This is a genomic window from Pseudoblastomonas aquimaris (genome assembly GCF_035481675.1).
Classification (GTDB): Bacteria; Pseudomonadota; Alphaproteobacteria; order Sphingomonadales; family Sphingomonadaceae; genus Alteriqipengyuania_B.
This window is the reverse complement of record NZ_JAYJJW010000001.1, coordinates 1624413-1647310: the sequence shown is the minus strand read 5'-3', so window position 1 is coordinate 1647310 and position 22898 is coordinate 1624413. Positions and strand designations below refer to the sequence as shown.

Sequence of the window (22898 nt, the reverse complement as noted above, 5' to 3'; positions counted from 1 at the left end):
CGGGGCCGCATGGACGAATTCGATCCGGCGCCACTCCACCTTGCCTATTACTTGATCGCTTGACCTCCCCACGAGGTGTGTTATCAAGGCAACACACATCGGGAGAGATCCACTATGATTGCATTCGCCGCCTTCCTGCTCGCGCAGGCCGCACCCGTACCCGCCGCGCCGGCTGCCGCCACCGAAATGCCGACGGGCACGCAGATGGTCGCGCAGATCGAGGCGAACGATGCGAAGCTGTTCTGGGCCTTCTTCGAAGGCTGCGATCCCGATTCCGTGGCGGACCTCGTCCACCCGGACTTCCGCATGATCCACGATCTTGCCGGCCTTCCGCTCGCGAGCGGGGCGGACATGATCGAGCAATCGCGCAATCAATGCGCCGCGCGCGAGCCGGGCGGGGAGAACGAAGGGTACAGGAACCGCCGCCTGCTCGTGCCCGGCAGCCGCACGATCGAACCGCTCGGCACCTGGGGCGTGCTGGAGGAAGGGCACCACACGTTCCACGAGCTTCGCCAGCGGCCTGCCGGCGCCTATGGTCCGGACGATCCGGGCGGGCCGACATGGGTGCAGACCGGCGGCGGGCGCTATCTCCACGTGTGGCAATGGATGCCGGAAGAGGGGCGCTTCCGCCTGCTCGAAAGCCTCAGCATCGATCACGGACCCGCGCCGCAATACCCGCCCGACGGGGCCTGACCGCGCGGCGTGGTGCGCGCTTTCCTACTTGCGGCGGGGCGTGGCACACTCGCGCCATGGCAGCATCCTCGGCCCCTCTCGCCCGGCTTCACCGCATGAAGGACGCGTGCGGCCGCGCGGGCGGTTTTGCGCCAGGACCGTGTTCCATGTGTTCCATCGAATAGGAGCCGGCGGGCGCGGCTCCTACTCAGGTCCTACACCAGTCGATGGCGGACGCGGCCCAGCCGGAGCCTTCGGCAAGGCCGGCCTCGACCATGTGATCGGCCAGCAGGCGCACGCGGCCGTCGGCGCCGGTGCGGCGGACGCTGCGCAGTTCTCTCCCGTATCGGTCGCGCGGGGGATCGGCGCCGCCGTCCCACTCGAACGGCCCGGCGTTGAGCCAGCGGACGAGGGCGCGCGTCGCCTCTTCGGCCTTGGCGCTCTCGGCCGGGCAGGCGCCATCGCGTTCGGGCGCGTCGAAGCCGGTGAGGCGGACGCGGCGGCCTTGCGGCCCGAAGCCGATGGCGAGCGTATCGCCGTCGAGGGCGCACACGGCGCTGCGCCCTTCGCCGCAAACGCCCACGCGAACGTCGCTCTGCGTCCAAGTGCGCGGCGGGCCGAGCGTGCTTTCCAGCATCCGCCACGCCAGCACGATGGCCGCGACCAGCAGCAGCCAGCGCCCGCTCCGCCACCAGCCGCCGAACCGGCGCTGCCGCGCACGGCGGCGGTTCCACGGCGCATCGAAGCGGGGCGGGCGCGGCGGCGTGCGGGAAGGGCGGCGGGCCATGGTGCGCGCCTAGCACCGCGGCGACCGCTTCGGAACTGGCGCGGCGGGGGCCCGTTGAAGGCGCAGGACACCCCGCAATCCCCAAGGAGAAACCCATGGCCGTCGACCCCGCACCCGGAGAAACCAAGTCCCGCATGTGGATCTGGATCGTCCTGCTCGCCGTACTAGCGCTGGCCGCGATCGTGTTCATGTGGAACCCCGCGGGCGACACGACCGAAGCGACCATGGAAGGCGCCGAAGCCGGCGTCTCCGCCGAAGAGGCGCTGGAAGAGGACCTCCCGACCGTCGTGCCGGAAGAAGGCGCGCTGACCGGCGGTGAGACGATGCCGGACGAGGTCGACGTGACCGTGGGCGGCACCGAAGCGCCCGACGCCGCGCAGCCGCCGATGGTCGACACTCCCGAACCCGCCGACGCCGCGCAGTAACGCGCCCGGCGAGCGGTTGTAGCTGCGGGGGAGAGGTCACGCGCGGCCACTTCCCCCCGCGCGCCCCCGCCGCTAAGGCTGGCGCGATGGACCCGGATACCCAGCCGCGCGCTATCGCGCCTTCGCTCTTCCTCACCGCGCTTGTCTATGGCGGCATGGTGGTGCTCGCCGGCGTGCTCGGCTTCAAGCAGGTCGCGCTCGGCCCGCTGGCGGTGGAAGCGGGCATCTTTGCCTTCCTGTTGCTGGTCGTCATGTCCAGCGCCACGGCGGAACTGCACGGCCGCGCGGTCGCCAACCGGCTGGTCCTGTGGGGCTTCGTGCCGCTCGGCGTGGCCTTCGCGCTGACCCAACTGGTCCTGTGGTTGCCGGTGGACGAGAACAGCTACGCGCCTGAGGCGTTTGAAACCGTACTGTCGGGCACGCTGCGCATCTGGATCGCCGGGCCCATCGCCTACGGCGTGTCGATGTTCCTCAACGTCTACCTGTTCAACCGCCTGCGCGGCAACCAGGAGGGTGAGAGCAAGGGCGGCGCGCTCATGGTCCGCGCGGCCATCGCCAGCGCGCTGAGCCAGGCGATCGACACCGTCATCTTCATCACTATCGCCTTTGCCGGCACGCGGCCCATCATGGACCTGATGATCGGCCAGGCGAGTGCCAAGGTCGCGCTCAGCCTGGTGGTCGTGCCGTTCCTGATCCAGGGCGCGGTGATGCTCGGTCGCAAGCTGGACCGCAAGGGCGCCTGACGTGAGCCGGGAAAGCATCGCCAAAGCACAGGTGCTGATCGAGGCGCTGCCTTACCTGCAGCGCTATGCCGGGCGCACTTTCGTGGTGAAATACGGCGGCCACGCGATGGGCGATGCCGATGCCGCGCGTGACTTTGCCGAGGATATCGTCCTGTTGAAAGCGGTCGGGATCAACCCGGTCGTGGTCCACGGCGGCGGCCCGCAGATCGGCGAGATGCTTGGCAAGCTGGGGGTCGAGACACGCTTCGTCGACGGGCTGCGCGTGACGGACGAGGCGACGGCCAAGGTCGCCGAGATGGTGTTGTCGGGCGCTATCAACAAGGAACTGGTCGGCTGGATCGCGAACGCCGGCGGCAAGGCCATCGGCATCAGCGGCAAGGACGGCGGGCTGGTGACGGCGGAGAAGCTTCAGCGCACGACGCGCGATCCCGACAGCCTGATCGAAAAGGCGCTCGACCTCGGCTTCGTCGGCGATCCGACGTCGGTCGACACCACGCTGCTCGACACGGCCAGCGCGGCGGGCATGATCCCGGTGGTCGCGCCGATCGCGCGCGGGCTGGACGGGCACACCTACAACATCAACGCCGACACGATGGCGGGCGCGATCGCTGCGGCCATCGGCGCGGCGCGGCTGTTCCTGCTGACCGACGTGGCGGGCGTGCTCGACAAGGACGGCGAACTGGTCACCGACCTGACCCCTGCCCGGATCGCGGAATTGCGCGAGGACGGCACGGTCAGCGGCGGCATGATCCCTAAGCTGGAAACCTGCGTGTCCGCCGTGGAGGCAGGATGCGATGCTGCGGTCGTTCTCGACGGTCGGGTGCCGCACGCGATGCTGCTCGAATTCTTTACCGCGCGCGGCGCGGGTACGCTGATCAGGAGAGAGGCATGAGGCTGCTTGCCATGATGCTGGCGCCGCTGGCGCTCGTCGCCTGCGGGGACGCGGACGAAACACCTACGGCCGGCGAGGAGGCTCCGGGCCTGTCCGGTCCCAATCCGCCGGTGCCCATCGCGCCCGCCGACCAGGCCGCGCTGCGCAGCGAGAAATGCGCGACCGCGGCGCAGTTCTATTTCGAGGCGCTGTCCTCCGGCGAATACGGGCGCGCCGCCCTGCTGTGGGACGATCCGGTGATCGACGGCGCCCGGCTGGAAGCGCTGCTGACCGGCTACACCACGCCGCAGATCGCGTGGGAGGAACCGGAAGTCTCGACCGGTGAGGGGATGCCCACCTGCACCGTCACCGGCACGTTGACCGACGCGGCGAAGGCCGACACGCCGCCCCGGCGCGGCTCGCTGGTGATGGACAGGGTGCTGGAGCCGGAAACGAGCGAAGGGCAGGCGACGCGCTGGCGCATCGAGAGCCAGACCTTTATCGAGCCGCTGGAGCGCTCCGGACGAGGGGGCTGAAGCCTGCTCCCTTGCGAGGCAGGCGTACGTGACCTATCTCGCTAACACAGTTACGCGCAGGGAATGCAATGACTCAAATACTGATCGCGCTTTACAATATCATGGACCTGCTGACGACGGTGTTCCTGGTGCTGATCATCGCGCAATTCATCATCGGGCTGCTGTTCTCATTCAACGTGCTCAACCCGTCGAACCAGTTCTTCTCGAACTTCTACACCAGCATCAACCGCCTGCTCGAACCGATCCTGCGGCCTATCCGCCGGATCATGCCGGACACGGGCATGATCGACTTCTCGCCGCTCGTCGTCATCGTCCTCCTGAATGTCATCATGATCGTTCTGGGCGGCATGGTGAACGCATCCATATGACCGCCGCGATCATCGACGGGAAGGGTTTCGCCGAGCGCCTGCGCGGACGTATCGGAACGCTTGCCGCGCAGTTTGAGGAGCAGGCCGGGCGCAAGGCGGGCCTTGCGGTGGTGCTGGTGGGCGAAGATCCCGCAAGCCAGGTCTATGTGCGCAACAAGCACAAGGCGACCGTTGGCGCAGGCATGGAAAGCTTCGAGCACCGTCTCGCCGCAGACACGTCGCAGGCCGACCTTCTGGCCCTGGTCGAGAGGCTCAATGCCGACGATGCGGTGGACGGCATCCTCGTCCAGCTGCCCCTCCCGGCTCATCTCGACGAGCAGGCGGTGATCGCTGCCATCGCGCCGGAAAAGGACGTCGACGGCTTCCATGTCATCAACGCCGGGCGGCTGGCGACGGGCGGCACCGGCTTCGTGCCGTGCACGCCTTATGGCTGCATCATGCTGCTGCGCGACCGGCTGGGCGACCTGTCGGGAATGGACGCAGTGGTCATCGGCCGCAGCAACATCGTCGGCAAGCCGATGGCGCAGTTGCTGCTGGGCGAAAACTGCACCGTCACCATCGCGCACAGCCGCACGAAAGACCTGCCCGCAGTGGTCGGCCGCGCCGATATCGTGGTGGCCGCAGTCGGTCGCCCCGAAATGGTGAAGGGCGAATGGCTGAAGGACGGCGCGACGGTGATCGACGTGGGCATCAATCGCGTTGCGGCAAGCGAGGAGGGCAAGACGCGGCTGGTCGGGGACGTCGATTTCGGCGGCGCCAGCGAGCGGGCCGGGGCGATCACCCCGGTGCCCGGCGGCGTGGGCCCGATGACCATCGCCGTGCTGCTGCGCAACACGCTGGTCTCCGCCTTCCGCCGCGAAGGGCTGGAACTGGACGAAAGCGCGCTGTGAGGGCCTTGCTCGTCCTTCCGGCACTCGGCGCGCTGGCCGCCTGCGCTTCTGCGCCGCCGCCTGCCGTCTCGCAAAGCCGGGCCGAACAGGTCCTTTCGAAAGTCGACGTGATCGCCCAGCCGGTCGAAGTCGTCGCCGCCGATATCCGCTTCGCCCGTGCGGCGCGGGAGACGGGGCAGTGGGCCGCATTCCGCGCTTTTTCCGCCGACGGCGCAGTGATCCACGGGCGCGGCGGTGCGATTGCGGCGCTGCCATGGCTCACCCAGCAGGAAGAGCCCGCCGAAGCCGTGCAATGGGCGCCGTCTGCCGTCTGGGCCAGCTGCACGGGCGACACCGCCGTCACCTATGGTCGCTTCCGCGAGCCCGACGGCAACTGGGGCCAGTACGTGACCGTGTGGCAGCGCCAGTTCGATGGCGATTACAAGTGGGCGTATGACATGGGCGCGGTCGATCCCGACCTTACCGAACGCATGGAAGCCCGGCGCGACGAGGAACCGCTGGAAGAAGGCGCCATCACGGTCGAAGCCTTCGACGATATCGGCGCGCGGGTCGCGGATTGTGGCGGCGCGGAAGCGCTTCCGCCGCCGCGCAATTATGTCACCCTGGATGGCAGCGAACATGGCCAGAACGTGTCGCGCGACAGGAGCCTGGTCTGGCGCTGGGAGCAACAGCCGGACGGCGCGCGGCGGCTGACGGTCGATTTCGTCAAGAACGGCGAGTGGGAAGAAGCCCTCGTGTTCCGCGTCACGCCGGAAGGCAACTTCGTCAAATGACCGAGCTGTTCGTTTCGGCCTTCATCACCCTGTTCGTGGTAATCGACCCGCCCGGCTGCGCGCCGATCTACGCCGGGCTGACCAAGGCCGCCTCTGCCGCACAGGCGCGCACGATGGCCATCCGCGCCTGCTTCATCGCCGCGATCATCCTGCTGATCTTCGCGCTGTTCGGGGAGCAATTGCTGGCTGCGCTGCACATCCAGCTCGACAGCTTCCGCATCGCGGGCGGCCTGATGCTGTTCTGGATCGCGTTCGAGATGGTGTTCGAAAAGCGCACCCAGCGGCGCGAGGAACGGGCGGAGAAAATCGCTGCCACTCCTGAAGTCGAGGATGTGTCGGTCTTCCCCATGGCCATGCCGATGCTGGCGGGGCCGGGCGCCATCGCGGCGATCATGCTGCTGATGAACAATGCGGAAGGCACGGAAGAAACGATGGTCGTGCTCGGCGCGCTCGGCGCCGTGCTGCTGCTGACGATGCTGGCGCTGATCGCTGCCGGCCCGCTGATCCGCCTGCTGGGCGACCGGGTCGAGGCGGTCATCACCCGGCTGCTCGGCGTCCTGCTCGCCGCGCTCGCCGCGCAATATGTCATCGACGGGCTGAAGGGCAGCTTCGGGATCTGATCCTTACTGCAGCGTGACCCGGTCCTCGTCGCCGCCGGGCGCGCCGAAGAACTGCATCAGCTGGACCAGCAGTTCGCACCGCTCCTTCAGCGATGCCGCCTCGAGCAGCGCCTGCTTGGCCGCCGGATCGAATGGCGCAATCTGCGACACGCCGTTGACCAGCGAGACATCGTCCAGCCGCTCCACCGAATCCCAGTCCACCGAATAGCCGCGCACGTCTGCGAAGCGGCGCGATTCCTGTTCCAGCGAAGCGCGCTCGACGGAGCTCAGGTACTCGTCTTCCGGCTCGTCGATCATTTCCGCCTCGATCTGGCGGAACAGCGTATCGACATCGAGCTCGCGGATCATGCGGAAGCGCTGCTCGCCCTCCAGCACAATGTTGTAGCGCCCGTCCTCGGTCGTCTCGACATCCTCGATGATGCCGGTGCAGCCGACCGCGAAGAGGGGTGAATCCTGGCGCGGTTGCTGCGGCTGGATCATCGCGATGCGCCGGTCGCGGGCCAGCGCGTCGCCCACCAGCGCGCGATAGCGTGGTTCGAAGATGTGCAGGGGCAATTGCAGTCCGGGGAACAGGACCGCGCCGGGCAGGGGGAAGATCGAGAGCCGCACGCCTCAGCCGAACAGGATCAGCGACAGGCGGCGGCGGGTGGCGGAGACCCACGGGTCTTCCAGCCCGACCGCTTCGAAAATCTGCAGCAGCTTGGCCTTGGCAGCACCCTCGTTCCATGCGGGATCGGCCTCGATCATCGACAGCAGCGTATCGGCTGCCTCTTCGCGCTGGCCGGCGGCAAAGGCGGCCCCGGCATAGTCGAGACGCGCCTGCGGATCGCCGCCGTCGGCCTTGGCGCGCAAGTCCGCCAGCTCGCTATCGTCGGGGCGGTCGGCCGCCAGCTTCAGCGCGCTCTTCGCCTGTTCGAAAGCGGGGTCGTCCTGCATCTCCTGCGGAAGGGAGGCAAAGGCGGCCTGCGCCTCTTCCTCGCGGCCGGAGGCGAGCAGCGCGCGGATCAGGCCCGCCTGCGCCGCCTTGTTGTCCGGCGCCATCTCTACGACCTGTACGAAAATGCCTGCCGCCCGCTCACCGTCGCCATCGGCCAGCACCTGCTCGCCCATGGCGATGAATTGGTCGATATCGGCCTGCTGCTGCCCGGTTTCGCCGCCGGCGGCCTCGTCCATCGGGAGCTGCTTCAGGATCTGGTCGAGCGCGTCCTTGAGCTGCGATTCGCTGCGCATCGGCGTGAGGTCGGCGACCGGCTGGCCGCGGAACATGGCATAGACGGTGGGGATGGACTGGACCTGGAACTGGCTGGCGATGAACTGCTGCTCGTCCACGTTGACCTTTACCAGCACGACGTTCTTGTCGGCATATTCGGCCGCGACCTTTTCGAGGACCGGGGTGAGCGCCTTGCACGGCCCGCACCATTCGGCCCAGAAATCGAGGATCACGAGCTTGGTCATCGACGGTTCGACCACGTCCTTGCGAAAGGCGTCGACCGCTTTCTGTTCTTCGAGATTGAGGCCCATGCTAGCCAAGGCGTGCTCCTGTCAGTGCGCGAAAATTGGTGCCCTCCATGTGGGGTAACGCGCGGCGATGTGAAGGGTTCAATTAAAGCGGATCGGCAGGCCGATTTCCTCTTGCAGCCCTGCAGAGGCGCTGCTAACTGCCCGCTTCCCATCGGGGCCCTGCGCCCCGGTTTGCGTCAGTGAGCGGGCGTAGCTCAGGGGTAGAGCACAACCTTGCCAAGGTTGGGGTCGGGCGTTCGAATCGCCTCGCCCGCTCCATTTTCCAGAAATCAAATGCGGTCGGCGGCAACGCCCGCTTCGCGCAGGCGCGGCTTCAGCCTGCCGAAGAACGCCAGCCCCGCCATGTGGTGGTCCGCGATGTAGGACCATAGCGGGTAGGTGAAGGTCGCCGGCTTGTTCTTCTCGATGAAGAAATGCGCGACCCAGGCAAAGCCGTATCCCGCCATGAATGCGCCCAGCAGCCACCACCAGTTGCCGGTCGCCAGCAGTGCGCCGAGGCAGAAAATTTCCGCTGCCGTCCCGCAGTAATGCATTGCGCGGGTCGTGGGTTTGGAATGTTCGCGCAGGTAGAACGGGAAGAAGTCTGCATAGGTGGTGATGCGGTTGCCGCTCATGGCGCGAATTCTCCCGAACTGCTCGTCGCTCGCCGATTGCCGTTCGTCGATAGCACGCAAATGCTGCCTTGCGCCAACCGGTCCTTGGCCCTAGCTGCGGCGTTATGTTGTATCATCGAATCGCAAAGCCCGTACTTTCCGCAACCCTGCTCGCCTCCACGAGCCTCGCCATGCCCTCTCTGGCGCACGCGCAGGACTCGCGTCCGCAGGAAAACGAGACCCCGTCCGATCCGAATGCCGACGACGATTTTCACGGCATCGTCGTGACCGCAGCCGGGCTCGACCGTCTCGATATTCTCGCGGGGACGGACATTCTGGCAGGCACCGAGCTTCAGCGGAACATGGACGGGCAGGTCGGCGAGATCGTCGCCGATATTCCCGGCGTGTCCGCGACCTCCTTCTCGCCCGGTGCCTCGCGCCCCGTCCTGCGCGGTTTCTCCGGAGAGCGCGTGAAAGTCCTCGTCGACGGGATCGGCGCTATCGACGTTTCGAACACCTCCGCCGACCATGCCGTCAGCATCGATCCGCTGACCGCCGACCGGATCGAGGTGCTGCGCGGGCCGGCGGTGCTGCTCTACGGCAGCCAGGCCATCGGCGGTGCCGTCAATATCATCGACAAGCGTATCCCGCTGCGGATGCCAGCGGAACCCGTGCATTTCGATGCCTTCGCTGCAACGGCCACGGCGGACGAACTGCTGACCGGCGGCGGGTCCATCGACGTGCCGATCGGCGACCAGGTCGTATTCCACCTCGACGGATCCTATCGCCAGACCGACGACCTGCAGGTGCCCGGCTTCGTCCTGTCCGATGCGCTTCGCGCGGATCTCCTCGCCGACGCAGCGGAAGAGGAAGAGGAAGGCGAATTCGAGGAGGCGGCGGAATTGCGCGAAGCGGCCAACCGCAGCGGGTTCATTCCCAACAGCGGCACGGAAACCTGGTCCGTCGGCGGCGGCCTCGCCTGGCTGGGCGACGGCGCCAACTTCGGCGCATCCTTCGGCATCTACGACACGTTCTACGGTGTGCCGACCGCACCGGGTGCCGGCCATCACCACGGCGAAGAAGGCGAAGAGGGCGCATTCGAGGAAGAGGAGGAGGGCGAGGAAACGGTCTCCATCGGCCTGCGCCAGTATCGCGCCGACGTGCGCGGCGGGGTCGAACTGGCTGGACCGTTCTCCGAAATCCGCTTCCGCGGCGGCTACAGCGATTACTTCCACACCGAATTCGAAGGCGACGAAGTCGGCACGACCTTCGATGTGGAAGGCTATGAAGGCCGCCTGGAAATCGTCCAGCGCGAACAGCGCGGCTGGCGCGGATCGACCGGGTTCCAGTACTATCACCGCGATTTCGAAGCGGTCGGCGCGGAAGCGTATATCGCGCCCAACGTCACCGACCAGTTCTCGTCCTTCACGCTGCAGGAATTCACTTTCGGCGGGCTGGGGCTGGAAGCGGCGCTGCGTTACGAGCGGACCGATGTCGCCGCCGACACGCTGGGGATCAAGCGCGGCTTCGATTCCTATTCCGGCGCCATCGGCCTCTCCAACGATCCCGACGCAGCCATGCGTTACGGCGTCAACCTGAGCCGGGCCGAACGCGCGCCCAGCGCCGAAGAGCTGTTCTCCAACGGCCCGCATATCGCCACCCAGCAGTTCGAGATCGGCGATCCCGGTCTAGGCACCGAGGTGGCGCTGGGCGTGGAAGCCTATGCCGCGGGCCAGATCGGCGACGTGCAGTTGCGGCTGGCTGCCTACAACCAGTGGTTCGACGATTTCATCTACCTGTCCGGAACGGGCGAGGAAGAGGACGAACTGTCGGTCTTTGTCTACCAGCAGGACGACGTTAACTGGTTCGGGCTGGAAGGGCAGGTCATCGCGCCGCTCGCCACTGTCGGCACATTCGACCTCACGGGCGAGCTTGGCTTCGATTATGTCCGCGCCCGGCTGGACGACACGGGCGAGACCATCCCGCGCCTGCCGCCGCTGAGCACCTTTGCGGCGCTGGAGGCGAGCAACGGGCCGTGGACCGGCCGCGTCTCCGCGCGGTATGTCGCAGAGCCCGAAGAGTTGGCGGAATACGAAACGCCGACCAAGAGCTTCACGATGCTGGACGCCTCGATCACGTGGAAACCGTGGAGCGGCAACCGCAACCTTGCGATCATCCTGCAGGGCGAGAATCTGCTGGACGAGGATGCGCGCCGCCACGCCAGCTTCACGAAGGACTTCGTGCCGCTGGCGGGCCGGAACCTGAAGCTGAGCGTGCGGCTGAGCCTCTAGCGGCTCACTCCTCCACCTCAAAGGTCAGGGCGGCATGCTCGCGCAGCCGCTCGACCAGCTTTTCACCCAGGATGGAGGCGGGCGTGCCGATGCCGCCCTCATGGTCGCTTTCGGCAAGCGCGATGCCGGTTTCGGCCAGCATCCGGCTGGTCGAGCCGTAGCCCGGATCGTACTGGCCATGGACGCCGTAATGGATCGTCTCGCCATCGGGCGTGGAGCCGACGAAGAGGAGGTCGTAGAAGCCTTCCTCCCGCTCCTTCTCGCTCGGCCCTTCGCCGGGCTTCGGCCCGCCGTCGCCCAGCATCGCCTTCATCCCGCCGGCGATCGCCTGCGCGGCTGCCTTGCCCATGTCGCCGGGGCTGGTCAGCACCATCTCGTCATAGCGGAAGTCCTCGCCGTAAGGATGGCCGAGCAGGAAATTGCTGCGGTGGACGTTCTTGGTGTTGATCGCCGCCATCACGAAGGGCGCGGCCCAGGTGTTCGAATCCTTCTCGTATTTCGGGATCAGGCCATTGGGCTGGTCGGGACCTTCGAAACCCGGGGTGAGGGCGAAGGGATCGTTGAGGACCTTCAGGATCGATGGCTTCTTGGCCGCCGCGGCCATGGTCGCCTTGAAGCTGGCGGCCGTGCCGCCCGACCATGTGCCCTGCATCTTGCGTACCCGCCCGCGCACACGATTGCACGGCTTGCCGAATTTCTTCTGCGCTTCCTGCTGCAGCATGAAGACGCCCATGTCGAAGGGTATGGAATCGAAGCCGGAAGAGAAGCAGATGCGCGCCCCGCTCGCCTTCGCCTCGGTCTGATGTTGCTCGATCTTCTCGTGCATCCACGCGGGTTCGCCCGACAGGTCGGCATAATGGGTGCCGGTCTTCGCGCAGGCAGCGACCAAATCGTCGCCGTAGAGCTGGTAGGGGCCGACCGTGGTCAGGACGACCTTCGTCCGCTTGCACATCGCCTCGAGGCTGGCGGGATCGTCCGCATCGGCGACCACCAGCGGCGTATCGTCCGGCGCACCGACGAGGCCGCGCACTTCCTGCAGCTTGGTGAGGTTGCGCCCGGCCATCGCCCACTTCGGGCCGTCAGCCTTGCCGCCGTATTCGCGCACGAAATGTTCGGCGACGAGGCGGCCGGTGTAGCCGGTGGCGCCATAGACTATGATGTCGAATTCGCGGGATTGGTCGGGCATTGAAATCCTCCTTCAGCGCGGACGGTGATGGGCCTGCGCTTGCCGGGAGTCAAAGCCGCTACGGCAGCGCGGGTTCCGCCTCAGAGCTTGGGCAGGGTCACGCCGCGCTGGCCCTGGTACTTGCCGGCGCGGTCGGCATAGCTCGTCTCGCACGGTTCGTTGCCAGCCAAGAACAGGAACTGGCACGCGCCTTCGTTGGCATAGATCTTGGCGGGGAGCGGCGTGGTGTTGGAAAATTCCAGCGTCACGTGGCCTTCCCAGCCCGGCTCCAGCGGCGTGACGTTCACGATGATGCCGCAGCGCGCATAGGTGCTCTTGCCGAGGCAGATGACGAGCACGTCGCGCGGGATACGGAAATATTCGACCGTCCGGGCAAGCGCGAAGCTGTTGGGCGGGATGATGCAGACGTCGGTCTCGCGGTCGACCAGGCTCTTGCCGTCGAAATCCTTCGGGTCGACCACGGCGCTGTCGACATTGGTGAAGATCTTGAATTCCGGCGCGACCCGCGCGTCATAACCGTATGAGCTTAGGCCGTAGGAGATGCAGCCGTCGCGTCGCTGCGCCTCCACGAAGGGCTCGATCATGCCGTCTTCGTGCGCGCGCTGCCGGATCCACTTGTCGGAAAGAATCGCCATGGCGCGACGATTCCCCAGCCATCCCGACCGCGCAAGGCGGCGGGGGAATTATACCCCGTGATATTCGCGGAACCAGCGCACGAAGGCGGGCACGCCCTCTTCGATGCTGGTGGTGGGCGCATAGCCGAGGTCGTTTGCGATCGCATCGATATCGGCAAAGGTGCGCGGCACGTCGCCGGCCTGCATCGGCAGCATCTCGACCTCGGCCTTGCGTCCGCACGCATCCTCGATCACGCCGATGACTTTCATCAGGTGTTCGGACTTGTGGTTGCCGATGTTGTAGATCGCGTGCGGCTTCGTGCTGCCACCGGCCTTCGCGCTGCCATCGTCGGCGGGCGGATTGTCCAGCGCGGCGACCACGCCCGAAACGATGTCGTCGATGTAGGTGAAGTCGCGCCACATCTCGCCGTGGTTGAACACCGGGATCGGCTCGCCCTTCAGGATGCGGTCGGTGAACTTCCACAGCATCATGTCGGGGCGGCCCCACGGGCCGTAGACGGTGAAGAAACGCAGGCCCGTTTGCGGGATGCGGTAGAGATGGGCGTAGGTCTCGCTCATCAGCTCGTCCGCCTTCTTGGTGGCGGCATACAGCGACATCGGGTGGTCGACCCGGTCGTCCACCGCGAAAGGCACGCTTTCGTTGCCGCCGTAGACGGAGCTGGAACTGGCGTAGACGAGGTGGCCAAGCTCGCGCTGCCGGGCGAGCTCGAGCATTTCTAGGTGCCCGCCGAGATTGGAGTGCAGGTAGGCGCGCGGGTTGTCGATCGAATAGCGGACCCCGGCCTGCGCGCCCAAATGGACAATGCGGTCGATGGCGACATTCTCCAGCGCGCGATTAAGCGCATCTTCGTAGGAGAAATCGGCCTCGATGAAGCGGAAGCGGTTGCTGCCCTGGCCCTCGACACGCGCGATCCGGTCTCGCTTCAGGGAAACCTGGTAATAGTCGTTGAGGTTGTCGATCCCGACCACGCTGTCGCCGCGCGCCAAAAGGCGGTCGGCTACTGCCGCGCCGATGAACCCTGCCGCACCTGTCACCAATACCTGCATGGCGCCCCCTTAGCGGGCAATGGTTGCCACGTCGCTAACCACCGCAGCCGAGGATCAGCCCGCGGCGAGAAGCGTGGCGTTGCCGCCGGCGGCCGTGGTGTCGATGCACACCACTCGCTCGCTGGCGAACCGCGCCACGTAGTGCGGGCCGCCGGCCTTGGGGCCGGTGCCGGACAGTCCGTCGCCGCCGAAAGGCTGGCTTTCCACCACCGCCCCGATCTGGTTGCGGTTGACGTAGAAATTCCCGACTTTCGCGCGGGCTTCGACGAAGGCGCGCACCGCATCGATACGGCTGTGCAGGCCCAGCGTCAGCCCGTATCCTGTGGCATTGATGTCCTCCATCACCTGTCCGAGGTCTTCAGCCTTGAACCGCGCAACGTGGAGCACGGGGCCGAAATTCTCGCGCCTCAGGTCGTTGATCGAATCCATCTCGATGATGGTCGGCGCGACGAAGCACCCCTGGCTCGCGCCACGCGGCAGCTTGCGCCGCCACACGGTGCGCCCGGCCTTCTTGCGGCGGGCGACGTGGCGTTCCAACGCGGCCTTGGCATCGGGGTCGATCACCGGGCCGATATCGGTCGCAAGGTTCTTCGGGTCGCCGATGACCTGCGCCTCGAACGCGCCGCGGATCATCGCCAGCATCTCGTCGTACACATCGTCCTGGATGTAGAGCATGCGCAGCGCGCTGCAGCGCTGGCCCGCGCTCTGGAAAGCACTGGCGACGACGTCGCGCGTGACCTGTTCGGGCAGGGCGGAGCTGTCGACGATCATCGCATTCTGCCCGCCGGTTTCGGCGATGAAGGTGGCGATCGGCGCCTCGCGCGCGGCGAGCGTGCGGTTGATCGCCCGCGCGGTTTCGGTCGATCCGGTGAAGGCCACCCCGGCGATGCGCGGGTCGCTGGTGATGTATTCGCCGACATCGCCGGCGCCCGGCAGCAGCTGGAAGACTTCCTGCGGGATGCCGGCCTCGTGCGCCAGCCGCACGGCGAGCGCGGCGATCAGCGGGGTCTGCTCGGCCGGCTTGGCGACCACCGTGTTACCGGCGGCGAGCGCAGCGGCGGCGGGGCCGATGAAGATCGCCAGCGGGAAGTTCCACGGGCTGATCGTGGCGAACACGCCGCGGCCGACCAGCGACAGGCGGTTTTCCTCCCCCGTTGGGCCCGGCAGCGGGGTCGAATGCGTGAAGTGGCGGCGCGCCTCCAGCGCGTAATAGCGCAGGAAGTCCACCGCCTCGCGCAGCTCCAGCACGCCATCGACCACGGACTTGCCCGCTTCCCGCCGGCAAAGCGAGAGGAACTCGTCCGTGTGCGCTTCGAACAGATTGGCGGTTTCTTCGAGCAGCAGGGCGCGCTTCTCGCCGCCGAGCGCGTTCCAGCCGGGCTGGATCGCTTCCGCCCGGCCGATCGCGTCGGCGACTTCGCCCGGCAATGTGTCGCGCCGCGTGCCGACTTCGTGGGAGAGGTCCTGCGGGGCATTGATCGGCGCGATTTCCGCCGTGCCGTCGTCGTCCGAAAGGAAGGTCGGTTCGGCATGCCAGCGGACTTTCTCCAGCCGCTCCAGCCGCTCCAGCAAGGGCTCGCGCACCAGCGGGTCAGCAAGGTCCACGCCCGCGCTGTTCTCGCGGCCCGGGAAGATATCGGCAGGCAGCGGGATGGCGGGATTGCGCTTCGGCTCGGTCGCGGTGAGTTCGGCGACCGGATCGGTCACCAGCTCGGACGCGGGCACGTCGGCATCGGCCATGCGGTTGACGAAGGACGAGTTCGCCCCGTTCTCCAGCAGGCGCCGGACGAGATAGGCGAGCAGGTCCTTGTGGTTGCCGACAGGTGCATAGATGCGCACCGGCGTCTGCGGCTGGCCGTCGCGCTTTTCCTGCGCGGCGAGGGCGGCGAACAGCTCCTCGCCCATTCCGTGGAGGCGCTGAAACTCAAAGGTCTTTTGTCGGCCTACCGCTCCGCTGCTTGAGGCCAGGCCGCCAGCCAGCGCCTTGATCGCGCCGACCGAATAGGCGTTGTGCGTGGCGAAGGCGGGCACAATCACGTCGTCGGCGCGCAGCAGTTTCTCGGCGCAGGCGAGGTAGGACACGTCGGTCGCCACCTTGCGCGTGAAGACCGGGAAGTCGCTGTAGCCGCCGACCTGGCTCAGCTTGATCTCGGTATCCCAGTATGCGCCCTTGACCAGCCGGACCATCAGCTTGCGGTCGTGCTTGCGCGCGGCGGCGACGATCCAGTCGCACAGCGGCGCGGCGCGCTTCTGGTAGGCCTGGATCGCAAGGCCGAAGCCTTCCCAGCGCGAACCGTCGGGCCGGGTGAACAGCGCGTCGTCCGCCAGCAGTTCTTCGATGATGTCGAGGCTGAGCTCCAGCCGCTCCGCCTCCTCCGCATCGATGGTGAACTGGACGTTCGCATCGCGCGCGGCAGCGGCAAGGTCGTGGACCATCGGCACCAGCGCATCGGCGGCGGCATCGTGGTGGAGGAAGTCGTATTTCGGATAGAGCGCCGACAGCTTCACCGAAATGCCGGGCGAATCCATGGGGCCGCTGCCCGCGACCTGCCCGACGCGCACGATGGCGTTTTCGTAGGACGCGCGATAGCGTTCCGCATCGGGATAGGTCATCGCCGCTTCGCCGAGCATGTCGAAACTGTGGGACAGGCCGCGCTCGCGTTCCGGCCGGGCGCGCTTGATCGCCTCGTCGATCGTGCGGCCGAACACGAATTGCCCGCCGAGAATCTTCATCGCCTGCAGCGTGGCCTTGCGGATCACCGGCTCGCCCAGCCGGCCGACGGCGCGGCCGAGACTCTTAGACAGCCCCTTTTGCGTCTCGCGGCGCTGTTCCAGCACCTCGCCGGTCAGCATCAGCGAGAAAGTGGCGGCGTTGACGAAGGTGCTGGAGCTTTCGCCCAGATGCTCCGACCAGTCGATGTCGCCCAGCTTGTCGTGGATCAGCGCATCGGCAGTGCGCGCGTCGGGCACGCGCAGCAGCGCTTCGGCAAGGCACATCAGCGCGATGCCTTCGTCCGTATCGAGGCCGTAGGTGTGCAGGAACGCGTCGATACCGCTCGCCTTGCGCTTCCGGGCATCCTCGATCAGCCCGGCGGCATAGGCGCTGGCGGCATCGTGCAGCGCGCTGACGGGGGCGGCCTGCTCGATGCGTTCGCGGTCGACGTCCGCTTCGGCGGCGCGATAGGCGCGGCGCAGCGCGGTGCGGTCGATGGGGGCGGAGCGGCGAAGCATAGGCAATTCCTGCAGGGTCGGTATTCGAGTCGGTTGCGTAAGCGTGCCACTTGGACCCCGAGGCCTTCCGGTTCAAGGAAAGTCGCTTGGCAGCGGGCGGACGCTACGGCAGGGCGGCAACCATGCGGATCGTCTTTTCACGCAAGGGTTTCGACAGTGCGGCGGGCGGGGCCCCGTCGCCCATCGTGGACGGTGTGCCCGTCAGCCTGCCGATCCCTGCGGGCGCCGCCTCGCGCACATCCTACGCCGACATCGGGCTGGGCGCGCTGGTGGAAAGCACGAGCGGCGGCCGCATCGCCCGCAGCGACCTGTGCCACCACGATCCGATGTTCGCAGACGGGGAGTGTTTGTTCGGCCAGTGCGGCGCGGCGCAAACCCACCTCTCCAACCGCGGAGTGGGGGTGGGCGACGTGTTCGTGTTCTTCGGCCTGTTCCGCGAGGAAGAAACGGGGGAGCCGCACCACCGCATCTTCGGCTGGATGGAGATCGCCGAGGTGATCGCCCTTGCGACTGCCGGCGCGGAAACGCTCGCCGGATTGCAGACGCTCGATCACCCGCATGCCATCGCCATGCATGGCCGCAACGATGTGATCTATCGCGGGCCGGGTAGCACCGCCAGGGCCGATCATCCGGACCTGCGCCTGACCGTGCCCGGCGGCCCGCCGAGCCTGTGGCGCATCCCGCAGTGGCTGCGCGAAACCGGGCTAAGCTATCACGACCGCGCGGATCGCTGGCTGCGCGGCCCGCGCCTGCAGAGCGTTGCGCGCGGGCAGGAATTCGTCGCCGACGTGGGCAGGAAAAGGCCCCCGCGCGAATGGTTCGCGCGGGTGCAGGATCTTATCGAACGGACATGAGGTCTAGACGCGTTCGATAATGATGGCAGGAGCCATGCCGCCGGCAGCGCACATGGTGACGAGGCCGCGCTTGAGGTCGCGCCGCTCCAGTTCGTCGAGGATGGTGCCGATCAAAATCGATCCGGTCGCACCGATCGGGTGGCCCAATGCGATCGAGCCGCCGTTGACGTTGACCTTGTCCCAATCGAGATCGAGGTCGCGGACGAACTTGGCGGCGACCACGGCGAACGCCTCGTTGATCTCCCACAGGTCGATATCGTCCTTTGTCAGGCCCGCTTTCTCCAGCACCTTCTTCGCGGCGGGCACCGGGGCATTCAGCATCAGCGTGGGATCGTCGCCCATGTTCGCGGTGGCCACGATGCGGGCGCGCGGCTTCAGCCCGTAGCTGTCGGCGTATTCCTTGCTGGTCACCAGCACGGCGGCGGCACCGTCGACAACGCCGGAAGAATTCCCTGCGTGGTGGAAGTGCTGGATTTCGAGGTCGGGATACTTGCGGTTGATCAGCCCGGCAAAGGTGGTGCCGTCCTTGTCGATCGGCATCTGGGCCATCTTCCCGAACGCCGGCTGCAGTTCGGCCAGCCCTTCGCGCGTCGTTTCGGGGCGCGGATATTCGTCATGGTCGAGGATGACGTTGCCCTCGTCGTCCACCACCGGGACGACCGACCTCGCGAACCGCCCGTCCGCGATGGCTTCGGCCGCACGCTGCTGGCTGCGGTAGCCGACTTCGTCCAGTTCCTCGCGCGTGAAGCCTTCCATCGTCGCGATGGCATCGCCGCACACACCCTGGTGCGATTGCGGGTGGACCTGCTGCAGCCGCTGGTTGTGCGCGCCCATCATCGGCGGTTTGAGGCCCGCGGCCATTTCCTCCTGCGTCAGCTGCCCGGCATAGCTCATCATTTCCGTGCCGCCGGCGATCACGCAGTCTTCCATGCCGCTCATCACCTGGGCCGCGGCCAGGCTGACGGTGGTGATGCCGCCGCCGCAGAACCGGTCGAGCGTGGTGCCGCTGCTGGTGATGTCGTAGCCCGCATCCAGTGCGGCCATCCGGCCCAGGTCGCCCGCCTGCTTGCCGCGCTGGCTGCTGGTCGACCAGATCACGTCGTCGACCGTGCTCGTGTCGAGATCATTGCGCTCCGCAATCGCCTTCAGCACCGTCGCGGCGAGATGCTGCGGGTGCTCGTTCGCTAGCGCGCCTTTGCCGACCTTGCCGATCCCGCGCGGGGTGCGGACGGCGTCGATGATATAGGCTTCGGGCATGGCGGCGGATTCCTTCGTGAGCGGGGTGGACTTGTTTAATCGCCCGATTAAATATGCCCGTCAAGCACGCTTTCGCCAATGGAGGCGGCACCAAGAGAGGAAGCACACCATGAGCGAAGAAGTCCTGACCGAAGTCGATGACGGCGTCCTTGTCGTCACCATCAACCGGCCCGAAGCCAAGAACGCGATGAGCAAGGCCGCGGCCGAGGGAATTGCGGCGGCGATGGACCGGCTGGACGCGGAAGACGATCTGCGCGTCGGCGTCCTGACCGGCGCGGGGGGCACCTTCTGTTCGGGGATGGACCTGAAGGGCTTCCTGCGCGGCGAGAGCCCCAGCGTCGAAGGCCGCGGCTTCGGCGGGGTGGTGCAGAAGCCGCCCCAGAAACCGCTGATCGCCGCGGTGGAAGGCTATGCGCTAGCCGGCGGGCTGGAACTGATGATCGCCTGCGACCTGGTGGTGGCGAACAGCGGGGCGAAATTCGGCATTCCCGAAGCGAAGCGCGGCCTCGTCGCCGCGGCAGGCGGCGTGATGATGCTGCCCGACCAGATCCCCGAACGCATCGCGATGGAGCTGGCGCTGACCGGCGATTTCATCGGTGCGGAGCGGGCCTACGAGCTCGGCCTGATCAACCGCGTGACGGAAGCCAGCGCGCTGGACGGGGCGAAGGAACTGGCCGCTAGGATCGCCGAGAACGGCCCGCTGGCTGTGAAGGTGTCCAAGCAGATCCTGAAGGAATCGCGCGGCTGGGCGATGGACGAACGGTACGACAAGCAGGCCCAGTTGATCGGGCCGGTGTTCGTTTCCGAAGATGCGCGCGAAGGGTCGATGGCCTTTGCCGAGAAGCGCAAGCCCAACTGGAAGGGCAAGTAAGCCGTGGCCGGCCCGCTGGCGGGCATCCGCATCGTCGAATTTGCGGGGATCGGGCCGGGGCCGTTCTGCGGCATGATGCTGGCCGATCACGGCGCCGAGGTGATCCGGATCGACCGGGCCACGGGCGGGCGCGGCGGCAGCACGCCGGTTTCACAGAAAGACGTGCTGGGGCGCGGGCGCAAGTCGATCGCGCTGAACCTGAAAAGCGGGGAGGGTATCGCGCTCGCCCGCAAGCTGGCGGCCAGTGCCGACGGGATCATCGAAGGCTTCCGCCCCGGCGTGATGGAGCGGCTCGGCCTCGGCCCGGACGTGCTCCTCGCCGACAATCCGAAGCTGGTTTACGGCCGCATGACCGGGTGGGGGCAGACCGGGCCCTATGCGCCCTATGCCGGGCACGACATCAACTACATCGCGTTAGCCGGCGCGCTCGCGCATTTCGGGCGGGCGGGCGAAAAGCCGACCCCGCCGATCAACATGGTCGGCGATTTCGGCGGCGGCGGGATGATGCTCGCCTTCGGGATGGTGAGCGCGCTGCTGGCCGTCGCGAACGGAGGCAAAGGCCAGGTGATCGATGCCGCGATGACCGATGGCACCGCGGTGCTGATGGGCATGATCCACGGCATGAAGAACATGGGCGTGTGGAGCGAGGAACTGGGCGCCAACATGCTCGACACGGGCGCGCATTATTACGACACTTACGAGACGGCGGACGGCAAATTCGTCTCAATCGGCAGCATCGAACCGCAGTTCTATGCCGAGCTGCGGCGGCTGGTGGGCCTCGCCGAGGAGCCCGCCTTCGACGCCCAGATGGACCGCCGCGCCTGGCCCGACTTGAAGGCCAGGCTCGCCGAAGTCTTCGCCGCGAAGACGCGCGACGAGTGGGACGCGCTGATGGAGCACACCGACGTCTGCTACGCCCCCGTGCTCACGATGAGCGAAGCGGCAGAGCACCCGCACAACCGGGCACGCGAGACCTTCGTGGAGGTCGCCGGCGACATGCAACCCGCCCCCGCGCCGCGCTATTCCGCAACCCCCACCGACCGCCCCGTTCCCGCCCCCATGCCGGGCGACGACACCGACGCGGTGCTGGCGGGGCTGGGCATGGACGAGGGCGAGATCGCGACCCTGAGGGAGAGCGGCGCGGTGGGGTGAAGGTACGGACAGGCAAGCGTAGCCTCGCAGCTCTGATGGAAGCGTCCTTTTTGCGGCTCCTCTCGTTTCAGAGGTAGTCGATAGCCTCGACCTGTTCGATCTTGTCGATCAGGCAGTCGTCTGCGGCACATTCGACCGACCAACGAATTCCATCCTCACGGTATTCCAGGTCGACTTCGCCTCCGAATGCGTGTTCGACGTTGTTCCGGATCAACATTGTGCCGAAGCCCGTCCTCGCAGGCTTGGTGACGTTCTTCGCACCGCGTTCCGTCCAACTGATCTGCAGACAGGGTTGCCCATCCCCGGCGGTCGCGCGGCTCCACCGAATATCGACCCGTCCGCCGTCCACCGCCAAGGCGCCATACTTCTCCGCATTCGTCGCAAGTTCGTGGATCGCAAGACCCAAGGCTTCCGCATGCGGAACGCTGATGGCGAGGTCCTCGTCCCCTTCCAGATGGATCCGATCCCGGTCCGATTCGTCGATGTGACTGACCTGGGCGCTGACGATGTCCGCGATCTTCGCGCCGCTCCAATCGCCTCCGTTGAGGATCTGCTGATTGGATTTAAGGGCATCGATACGATGAATGAGCGCCTGCGCCAGCTCGCCCGTCGTGTCATAGCGGGAGCGGTTGATCATCGCCTGCATTATCGCCAGCATGTTCCGCGATCGATGATTCACCTCCCGCATCAGCATCGCGATGTGGTTCTTGGCCTCAAGCTCTTCGGTTATGTCGGTGTTGGAACCACACCAGAGGATCACGCGTCCCGCCTCGTCCTTCAGGGGATTGGCCCTGCTGAGGAACCATCGGTAGACGCCGTCATGGCGGCGAAGCGGAAAAGTGTCTTCCCATGCTTCGCCGGTATCCCAAGCTTGCTGGATCCTTTCCACTACCCGATCGACATGGTCGGGATGGTGAACCTTGCGCCAGCCCCAGCCCTCCATCTCCTCCGGAGTTGTTCCGGTGTAGTCGTGCCAGCGCTTGTTGAACCAATAGATCCAACCATCCTTGTCGGCGATCCACGCCAGCTGCGGGATGTTGTTTGCCAGGGCGGTGAATTGGTTGGATGCGCGGTGCAGGTCACTGTCCAGCTTGCGCTGCGGGCGCAGGTCGGTGGCGATTTTCGACGCACCGATGATCTCGTCGTTTTCTCCTCTTACGGGCGACACGGTGATGGCGATGGGGATCAGTTCGCCGTCCTTGGCGACCCGCTCTGTCTCGAACCTTGGAACAAGCTCGCCCTGCCGGATACGCGCCAGAATTTGCTCTTCTTCGGCGATGAGATGGGCCGGTATTATCCGGGAGACAGGCGTTCCGATAATCTCGGCCGCAGTCCATCCGAACAAGGATTCTGCTGCAGGATTCCAGGTTTCCACAATGCCATCGAGCGTCTTCGAGATGATGGCATCGCTGGAACAAGCGACGATCGCAGCAAATCGTCCCGCGTCGGGCGCTGTCGCGCTATGCCCGTCTGACAACGGCAATCTCCCGGAATTCTGCATCGATCCAAGCTAGCTTGACCTGAACGTGGCTTCTTCGCCCGCGTTCCCACGCTGCACTCAAACAACTCGTATCG

The 22898-nt window shown here is 66.5% G+C and carries 23 protein-coding genes and 1 tRNA gene; 14 read left to right on the top strand and 10 right to left on the bottom strand.

All coding sequences use genetic code 11. The features are described 5' to 3' along the window. The first annotated feature begins 114 nt into the window (after positions 1-114). Positions 115-693, top strand: coding sequence for a DUF4440 domain-containing protein (locus VCJ71_RS08200; protein WP_324640390.1), 579 nt, complete (start codon positions 115-117; stop codon positions 691-693). Between the two features lie 187 nt (positions 694-880). Here the strand turns inward: VCJ71_RS08200 and VCJ71_RS08195 are convergent, their stop codons facing one another. Then, positions 881-1459, bottom strand: a complete 579-nt coding sequence (locus VCJ71_RS08195) for a thermonuclease family protein (protein ID WP_324640388.1) — start codon at positions 1457-1459, stop codon at positions 881-883. A gap of 95 nt (positions 1460-1554) precedes the next feature. On the opposite strand from VCJ71_RS08195, the gene VCJ71_RS08190 reads away from it, so the two are divergent. The 8 genes from VCJ71_RS08190 (at position 1555) to VCJ71_RS08155 (ending at position 6685) form a co-directional block, all read left to right on the top strand. After that, positions 1555-1884 carry a hypothetical protein gene (locus VCJ71_RS08190; RefSeq protein ID WP_324640386.1) on the top strand — a complete coding sequence of 110 codons (330 nt, stop codon included), beginning with the start codon at positions 1555-1557 and terminating at the stop codon, positions 1882-1884. 86 nt (positions 1885-1970) lie between these two features. Beyond that, a complete protein-coding gene (locus VCJ71_RS08185; protein ID WP_324640384.1) occupies positions 1971-2627 on the top strand; it encodes a queuosine precursor transporter in 657 nt (218 codons plus the stop codon). A gap of 1 nt (position 2628) precedes the next feature. Further along, complete coding sequence (gene argB, locus VCJ71_RS08180; RefSeq protein WP_324640383.1) at positions 2629-3519, top strand: acetylglutamate kinase; 891 nt, start codon at positions 2629-2631, stop codon at positions 3517-3519. Further along, on the top strand, positions 3516-4034 hold the full coding sequence (locus VCJ71_RS08175) for a hypothetical protein (protein WP_324640381.1): 519 nt from the start codon (positions 3516-3518) through the stop codon (positions 4032-4034). The genes argB and VCJ71_RS08175 overlap by 4 nt, the downstream gene beginning before the upstream one ends. A gap of 68 nt (positions 4035-4102) precedes the next feature. Continuing rightward, positions 4103-4402: a YggT family protein gene (locus tag VCJ71_RS08170; RefSeq protein WP_290136166.1), complete on the top strand. Its 300-nt coding sequence runs from the start codon at positions 4103-4105 to the stop codon at positions 4400-4402. Continuing rightward, positions 4399-5292 (top strand): bifunctional methylenetetrahydrofolate dehydrogenase/methenyltetrahydrofolate cyclohydrolase FolD, encoded by an 894-nt coding sequence (gene folD, locus VCJ71_RS08165; protein WP_324640378.1) that lies wholly within the window; start codon positions 4399-4401, stop codon positions 5290-5292. Before VCJ71_RS08170 ends, folD begins: the two co-directional genes overlap by 4 nt. Beyond that, positions 5289-6065: a Cif family virulence factor gene (locus VCJ71_RS08160; protein ID WP_324640376.1), complete on the top strand. Its 777-nt coding sequence runs from the start codon at positions 5289-5291 to the stop codon at positions 6063-6065. The genes folD and VCJ71_RS08160 overlap by 4 nt, the downstream gene beginning before the upstream one ends. Beyond that, the gene (locus VCJ71_RS08155) at positions 6062-6685 is read left to right on the top strand and encodes a MarC family protein (protein ID WP_324640375.1); all 624 of its coding nucleotides are present in this window, start codon (positions 6062-6064) and stop codon (positions 6683-6685) included. Before VCJ71_RS08160 ends, VCJ71_RS08155 begins: the two co-directional genes overlap by 4 nt. 3 nt (positions 6686-6688) lie before the next feature. Here the strand turns inward: VCJ71_RS08155 and VCJ71_RS08150 are convergent, their stop codons facing one another. Together VCJ71_RS08150 and VCJ71_RS08145 are read right to left on the bottom strand one after the other, a co-directional pair. After that, the gene (locus tag VCJ71_RS08150) at positions 6689-7294 is read right to left on the bottom strand and encodes an LON peptidase substrate-binding domain-containing protein (protein WP_324640373.1); all 606 of its coding nucleotides are present in this window, start codon (positions 7292-7294) and stop codon (positions 6689-6691) included. A gap of 3 nt (positions 7295-7297) precedes the next feature. After that, the gene (locus tag VCJ71_RS08145) at positions 7298-8206 is read right to left on the bottom strand and encodes a tetratricopeptide repeat protein (protein WP_324640904.1); all 909 of its coding nucleotides are present in this window, start codon (positions 8204-8206) and stop codon (positions 7298-7300) included. 183 nt (positions 8207-8389) lie between these two features. Here VCJ71_RS08145 and VCJ71_RS08140 point away from each other — a divergent pair. Further along, a tRNA-Gly gene (locus VCJ71_RS08140) sits at positions 8390-8464 on the top strand. Positions 8465-8475: 11 nt separating this feature from the next. Here VCJ71_RS08140 and VCJ71_RS08135 read toward each other — a convergent pair. Then, positions 8476-8820, bottom strand: a complete 345-nt coding sequence (locus tag VCJ71_RS08135) for an Mpo1-like protein (protein ID WP_324640371.1) — start codon at positions 8818-8820, stop codon at positions 8476-8478. A gap of 104 nt (positions 8821-8924) precedes the next feature. Here VCJ71_RS08135 and VCJ71_RS08130 point away from each other — a divergent pair, with 104 nt between their 5' ends. After that, positions 8925-11090 (top strand): TonB-dependent receptor, encoded by a 2166-nt coding sequence (locus tag VCJ71_RS08130; protein ID WP_324640370.1) that lies wholly within the window; start codon positions 8925-8927, stop codon positions 11088-11090. A 4-nt stretch (positions 11091-11094) separates the two neighbouring features. Here VCJ71_RS08130 and VCJ71_RS08125 read toward each other — a convergent pair whose 3' ends face one another. The 4 genes from VCJ71_RS08125 to putA all read right to left on the bottom strand — a co-directional run bounded on the left by VCJ71_RS08125 (position 11095) and on the right by putA (position 17189). Beyond that, positions 11095-12276, bottom strand: coding sequence for a saccharopine dehydrogenase family protein (locus VCJ71_RS08125; protein ID WP_324640368.1), 1182 nt, complete (start codon positions 12274-12276; stop codon positions 11095-11097). 80 nt (positions 12277-12356) lie between these two features. Further along, the gene (dcd, locus tag VCJ71_RS08120; RefSeq protein WP_324640367.1) at positions 12357-12911 is read right to left on the bottom strand and encodes a dCTP deaminase; all 555 of its coding nucleotides are present in this window, start codon (positions 12909-12911) and stop codon (positions 12357-12359) included. Between the two features lie 48 nt (positions 12912-12959). After that, positions 12960-13958 carry an SDR family NAD(P)-dependent oxidoreductase gene (locus VCJ71_RS08115; RefSeq protein WP_324640365.1) on the bottom strand — a complete coding sequence of 333 codons (999 nt, stop codon included), beginning with the start codon at positions 13956-13958 and terminating at the stop codon, positions 12960-12962. A 54-nt stretch (positions 13959-14012) separates the two neighbouring features. After that, the gene (gene putA / locus VCJ71_RS08110; protein WP_324640363.1) at positions 14013-17189 is read right to left on the bottom strand and encodes a bifunctional proline dehydrogenase/L-glutamate gamma-semialdehyde dehydrogenase PutA; all 3177 of its coding nucleotides are present in this window, start codon (positions 17187-17189) and stop codon (positions 14013-14015) included. Positions 17190-17275: 86 nt separating this feature from the next. Here putA and VCJ71_RS08105 point away from each other — a divergent pair, with 86 nt between their 5' ends. Further along, on the top strand, positions 17276-18043 hold the full coding sequence (locus VCJ71_RS08105) for an Nmad3 family putative nucleotide modification protein (RefSeq protein ID WP_324640361.1): 768 nt from the start codon (positions 17276-17278) through the stop codon (positions 18041-18043). Between the two features lie 3 nt (positions 18044-18046). Here the strand turns inward: VCJ71_RS08105 and VCJ71_RS08100 are convergent, their stop codons facing one another. Then, positions 18047-19300 (bottom strand): acetyl-CoA C-acetyltransferase, encoded by a 1254-nt coding sequence (locus tag VCJ71_RS08100; RefSeq protein ID WP_324640359.1) that lies wholly within the window; start codon positions 19298-19300, stop codon positions 18047-18049. A gap of 109 nt (positions 19301-19409) precedes the next feature. Here VCJ71_RS08100 and VCJ71_RS08095 point away from each other — a divergent pair, with 109 nt between their 5' ends. After that, positions 19410-20171 (top strand): crotonase/enoyl-CoA hydratase family protein, encoded by a 762-nt coding sequence (locus tag VCJ71_RS08095; RefSeq protein ID WP_324640358.1) that lies wholly within the window; start codon positions 19410-19412, stop codon positions 20169-20171. Positions 20172-20174: 3 nt separating this feature from the next. Then, positions 20175-21323: a CaiB/BaiF CoA transferase family protein gene (locus VCJ71_RS08090; protein ID WP_324640356.1), complete on the top strand. Its 1149-nt coding sequence runs from the start codon at positions 20175-20177 to the stop codon at positions 21321-21323. Positions 21324-21390: 67 nt separating this feature from the next. On the opposite strand, the gene VCJ71_RS08085 is transcribed toward VCJ71_RS08090, so the two are convergent. Then, entirely contained in the window at positions 21391-22800 is a 1410-nt protein-coding gene (locus tag VCJ71_RS08085; protein ID WP_324640354.1) for a sensor histidine kinase, read from the bottom strand. Positions 22801-22898 lie beyond the last annotated feature (98 nt).

What these genes read in the sequence shown, in the direction of transcription:
- putA (WP_324640363.1), bottom strand. Translation starts at nt 17,189, where the DNA reads ATGCTTCGCCGCTCCGCCCCCATCGACCGCACCGCGCTGCGCCGCGCC.
- VCJ71_RS08185 (WP_324640384.1), top strand. Translation starts at nt 1,971, where the DNA reads ATGGACCCGGATACCCAGCCGCGCGCTATCGCGCCTTCGCTCTTCCTC.
- VCJ71_RS08135 (WP_324640371.1), bottom strand. Translation starts at nt 8,820, where the DNA reads ATGAGCGGCAACCGCATCACCACCTATGCAGACTTCTTCCCGTTCTAC.
- VCJ71_RS08200 (WP_324640390.1), top strand. Translation starts at nt 115, where the DNA reads ATGATTGCATTCGCCGCCTTCCTGCTCGCGCAGGCCGCACCCGTACCC.
- dcd (WP_324640367.1), bottom strand. Translation starts at nt 12,911, where the DNA reads ATGGCGATTCTTTCCGACAAGTGGATCCGGCAGCGCGCGCACGAAGAC.
- VCJ71_RS08125 (WP_324640368.1), bottom strand. Translation starts at nt 12,276, where the DNA reads ATGCCCGACCAATCCCGCGAATTCGACATCATAGTCTATGGCGCCACC.
- VCJ71_RS08195 (WP_324640388.1), bottom strand. Translation starts at nt 1,459, where the DNA reads ATGGCCCGCCGCCCTTCCCGCACGCCGCCGCGCCCGCCCCGCTTCGAT.
- VCJ71_RS08145 (WP_324640904.1), bottom strand. Translation starts at nt 8,206, where the DNA reads ATGGGCCTCAATCTCGAAGAACAGAAAGCGGTCGACGCCTTTCGCAAG.
- VCJ71_RS08100 (WP_324640359.1), bottom strand. Translation starts at nt 19,300, where the DNA reads ATGCCCGAAGCCTATATCATCGACGCCGTCCGCACCCCGCGCGGGATC.
- VCJ71_RS08155 (WP_324640375.1), top strand. Translation starts at nt 6,062, where the DNA reads ATGACCGAGCTGTTCGTTTCGGCCTTCATCACCCTGTTCGTGGTAATC.
- VCJ71_RS08130 (WP_324640370.1), top strand. Translation starts at nt 8,925, where the DNA reads ATGTTGTATCATCGAATCGCAAAGCCCGTACTTTCCGCAACCCTGCTC.
- VCJ71_RS08095 (WP_324640358.1), top strand. Translation starts at nt 19,410, where the DNA reads ATGAGCGAAGAAGTCCTGACCGAAGTCGATGACGGCGTCCTTGTCGTC.
- VCJ71_RS08175 (WP_324640381.1), top strand. Translation starts at nt 3,516, where the DNA reads ATGAGGCTGCTTGCCATGATGCTGGCGCCGCTGGCGCTCGTCGCCTGC.
- VCJ71_RS08170 (WP_290136166.1), top strand. Translation starts at nt 4,103, where the DNA reads ATGACTCAAATACTGATCGCGCTTTACAATATCATGGACCTGCTGACG.
- VCJ71_RS08115 (WP_324640365.1), bottom strand. Translation starts at nt 13,958, where the DNA reads ATGCAGGTATTGGTGACAGGTGCGGCAGGGTTCATCGGCGCGGCAGTA.
- folD (WP_324640378.1), top strand. Translation starts at nt 4,399, where the DNA reads ATGACCGCCGCGATCATCGACGGGAAGGGTTTCGCCGAGCGCCTGCGC.
- VCJ71_RS08190 (WP_324640386.1), top strand. Translation starts at nt 1,555, where the DNA reads ATGGCCGTCGACCCCGCACCCGGAGAAACCAAGTCCCGCATGTGGATC.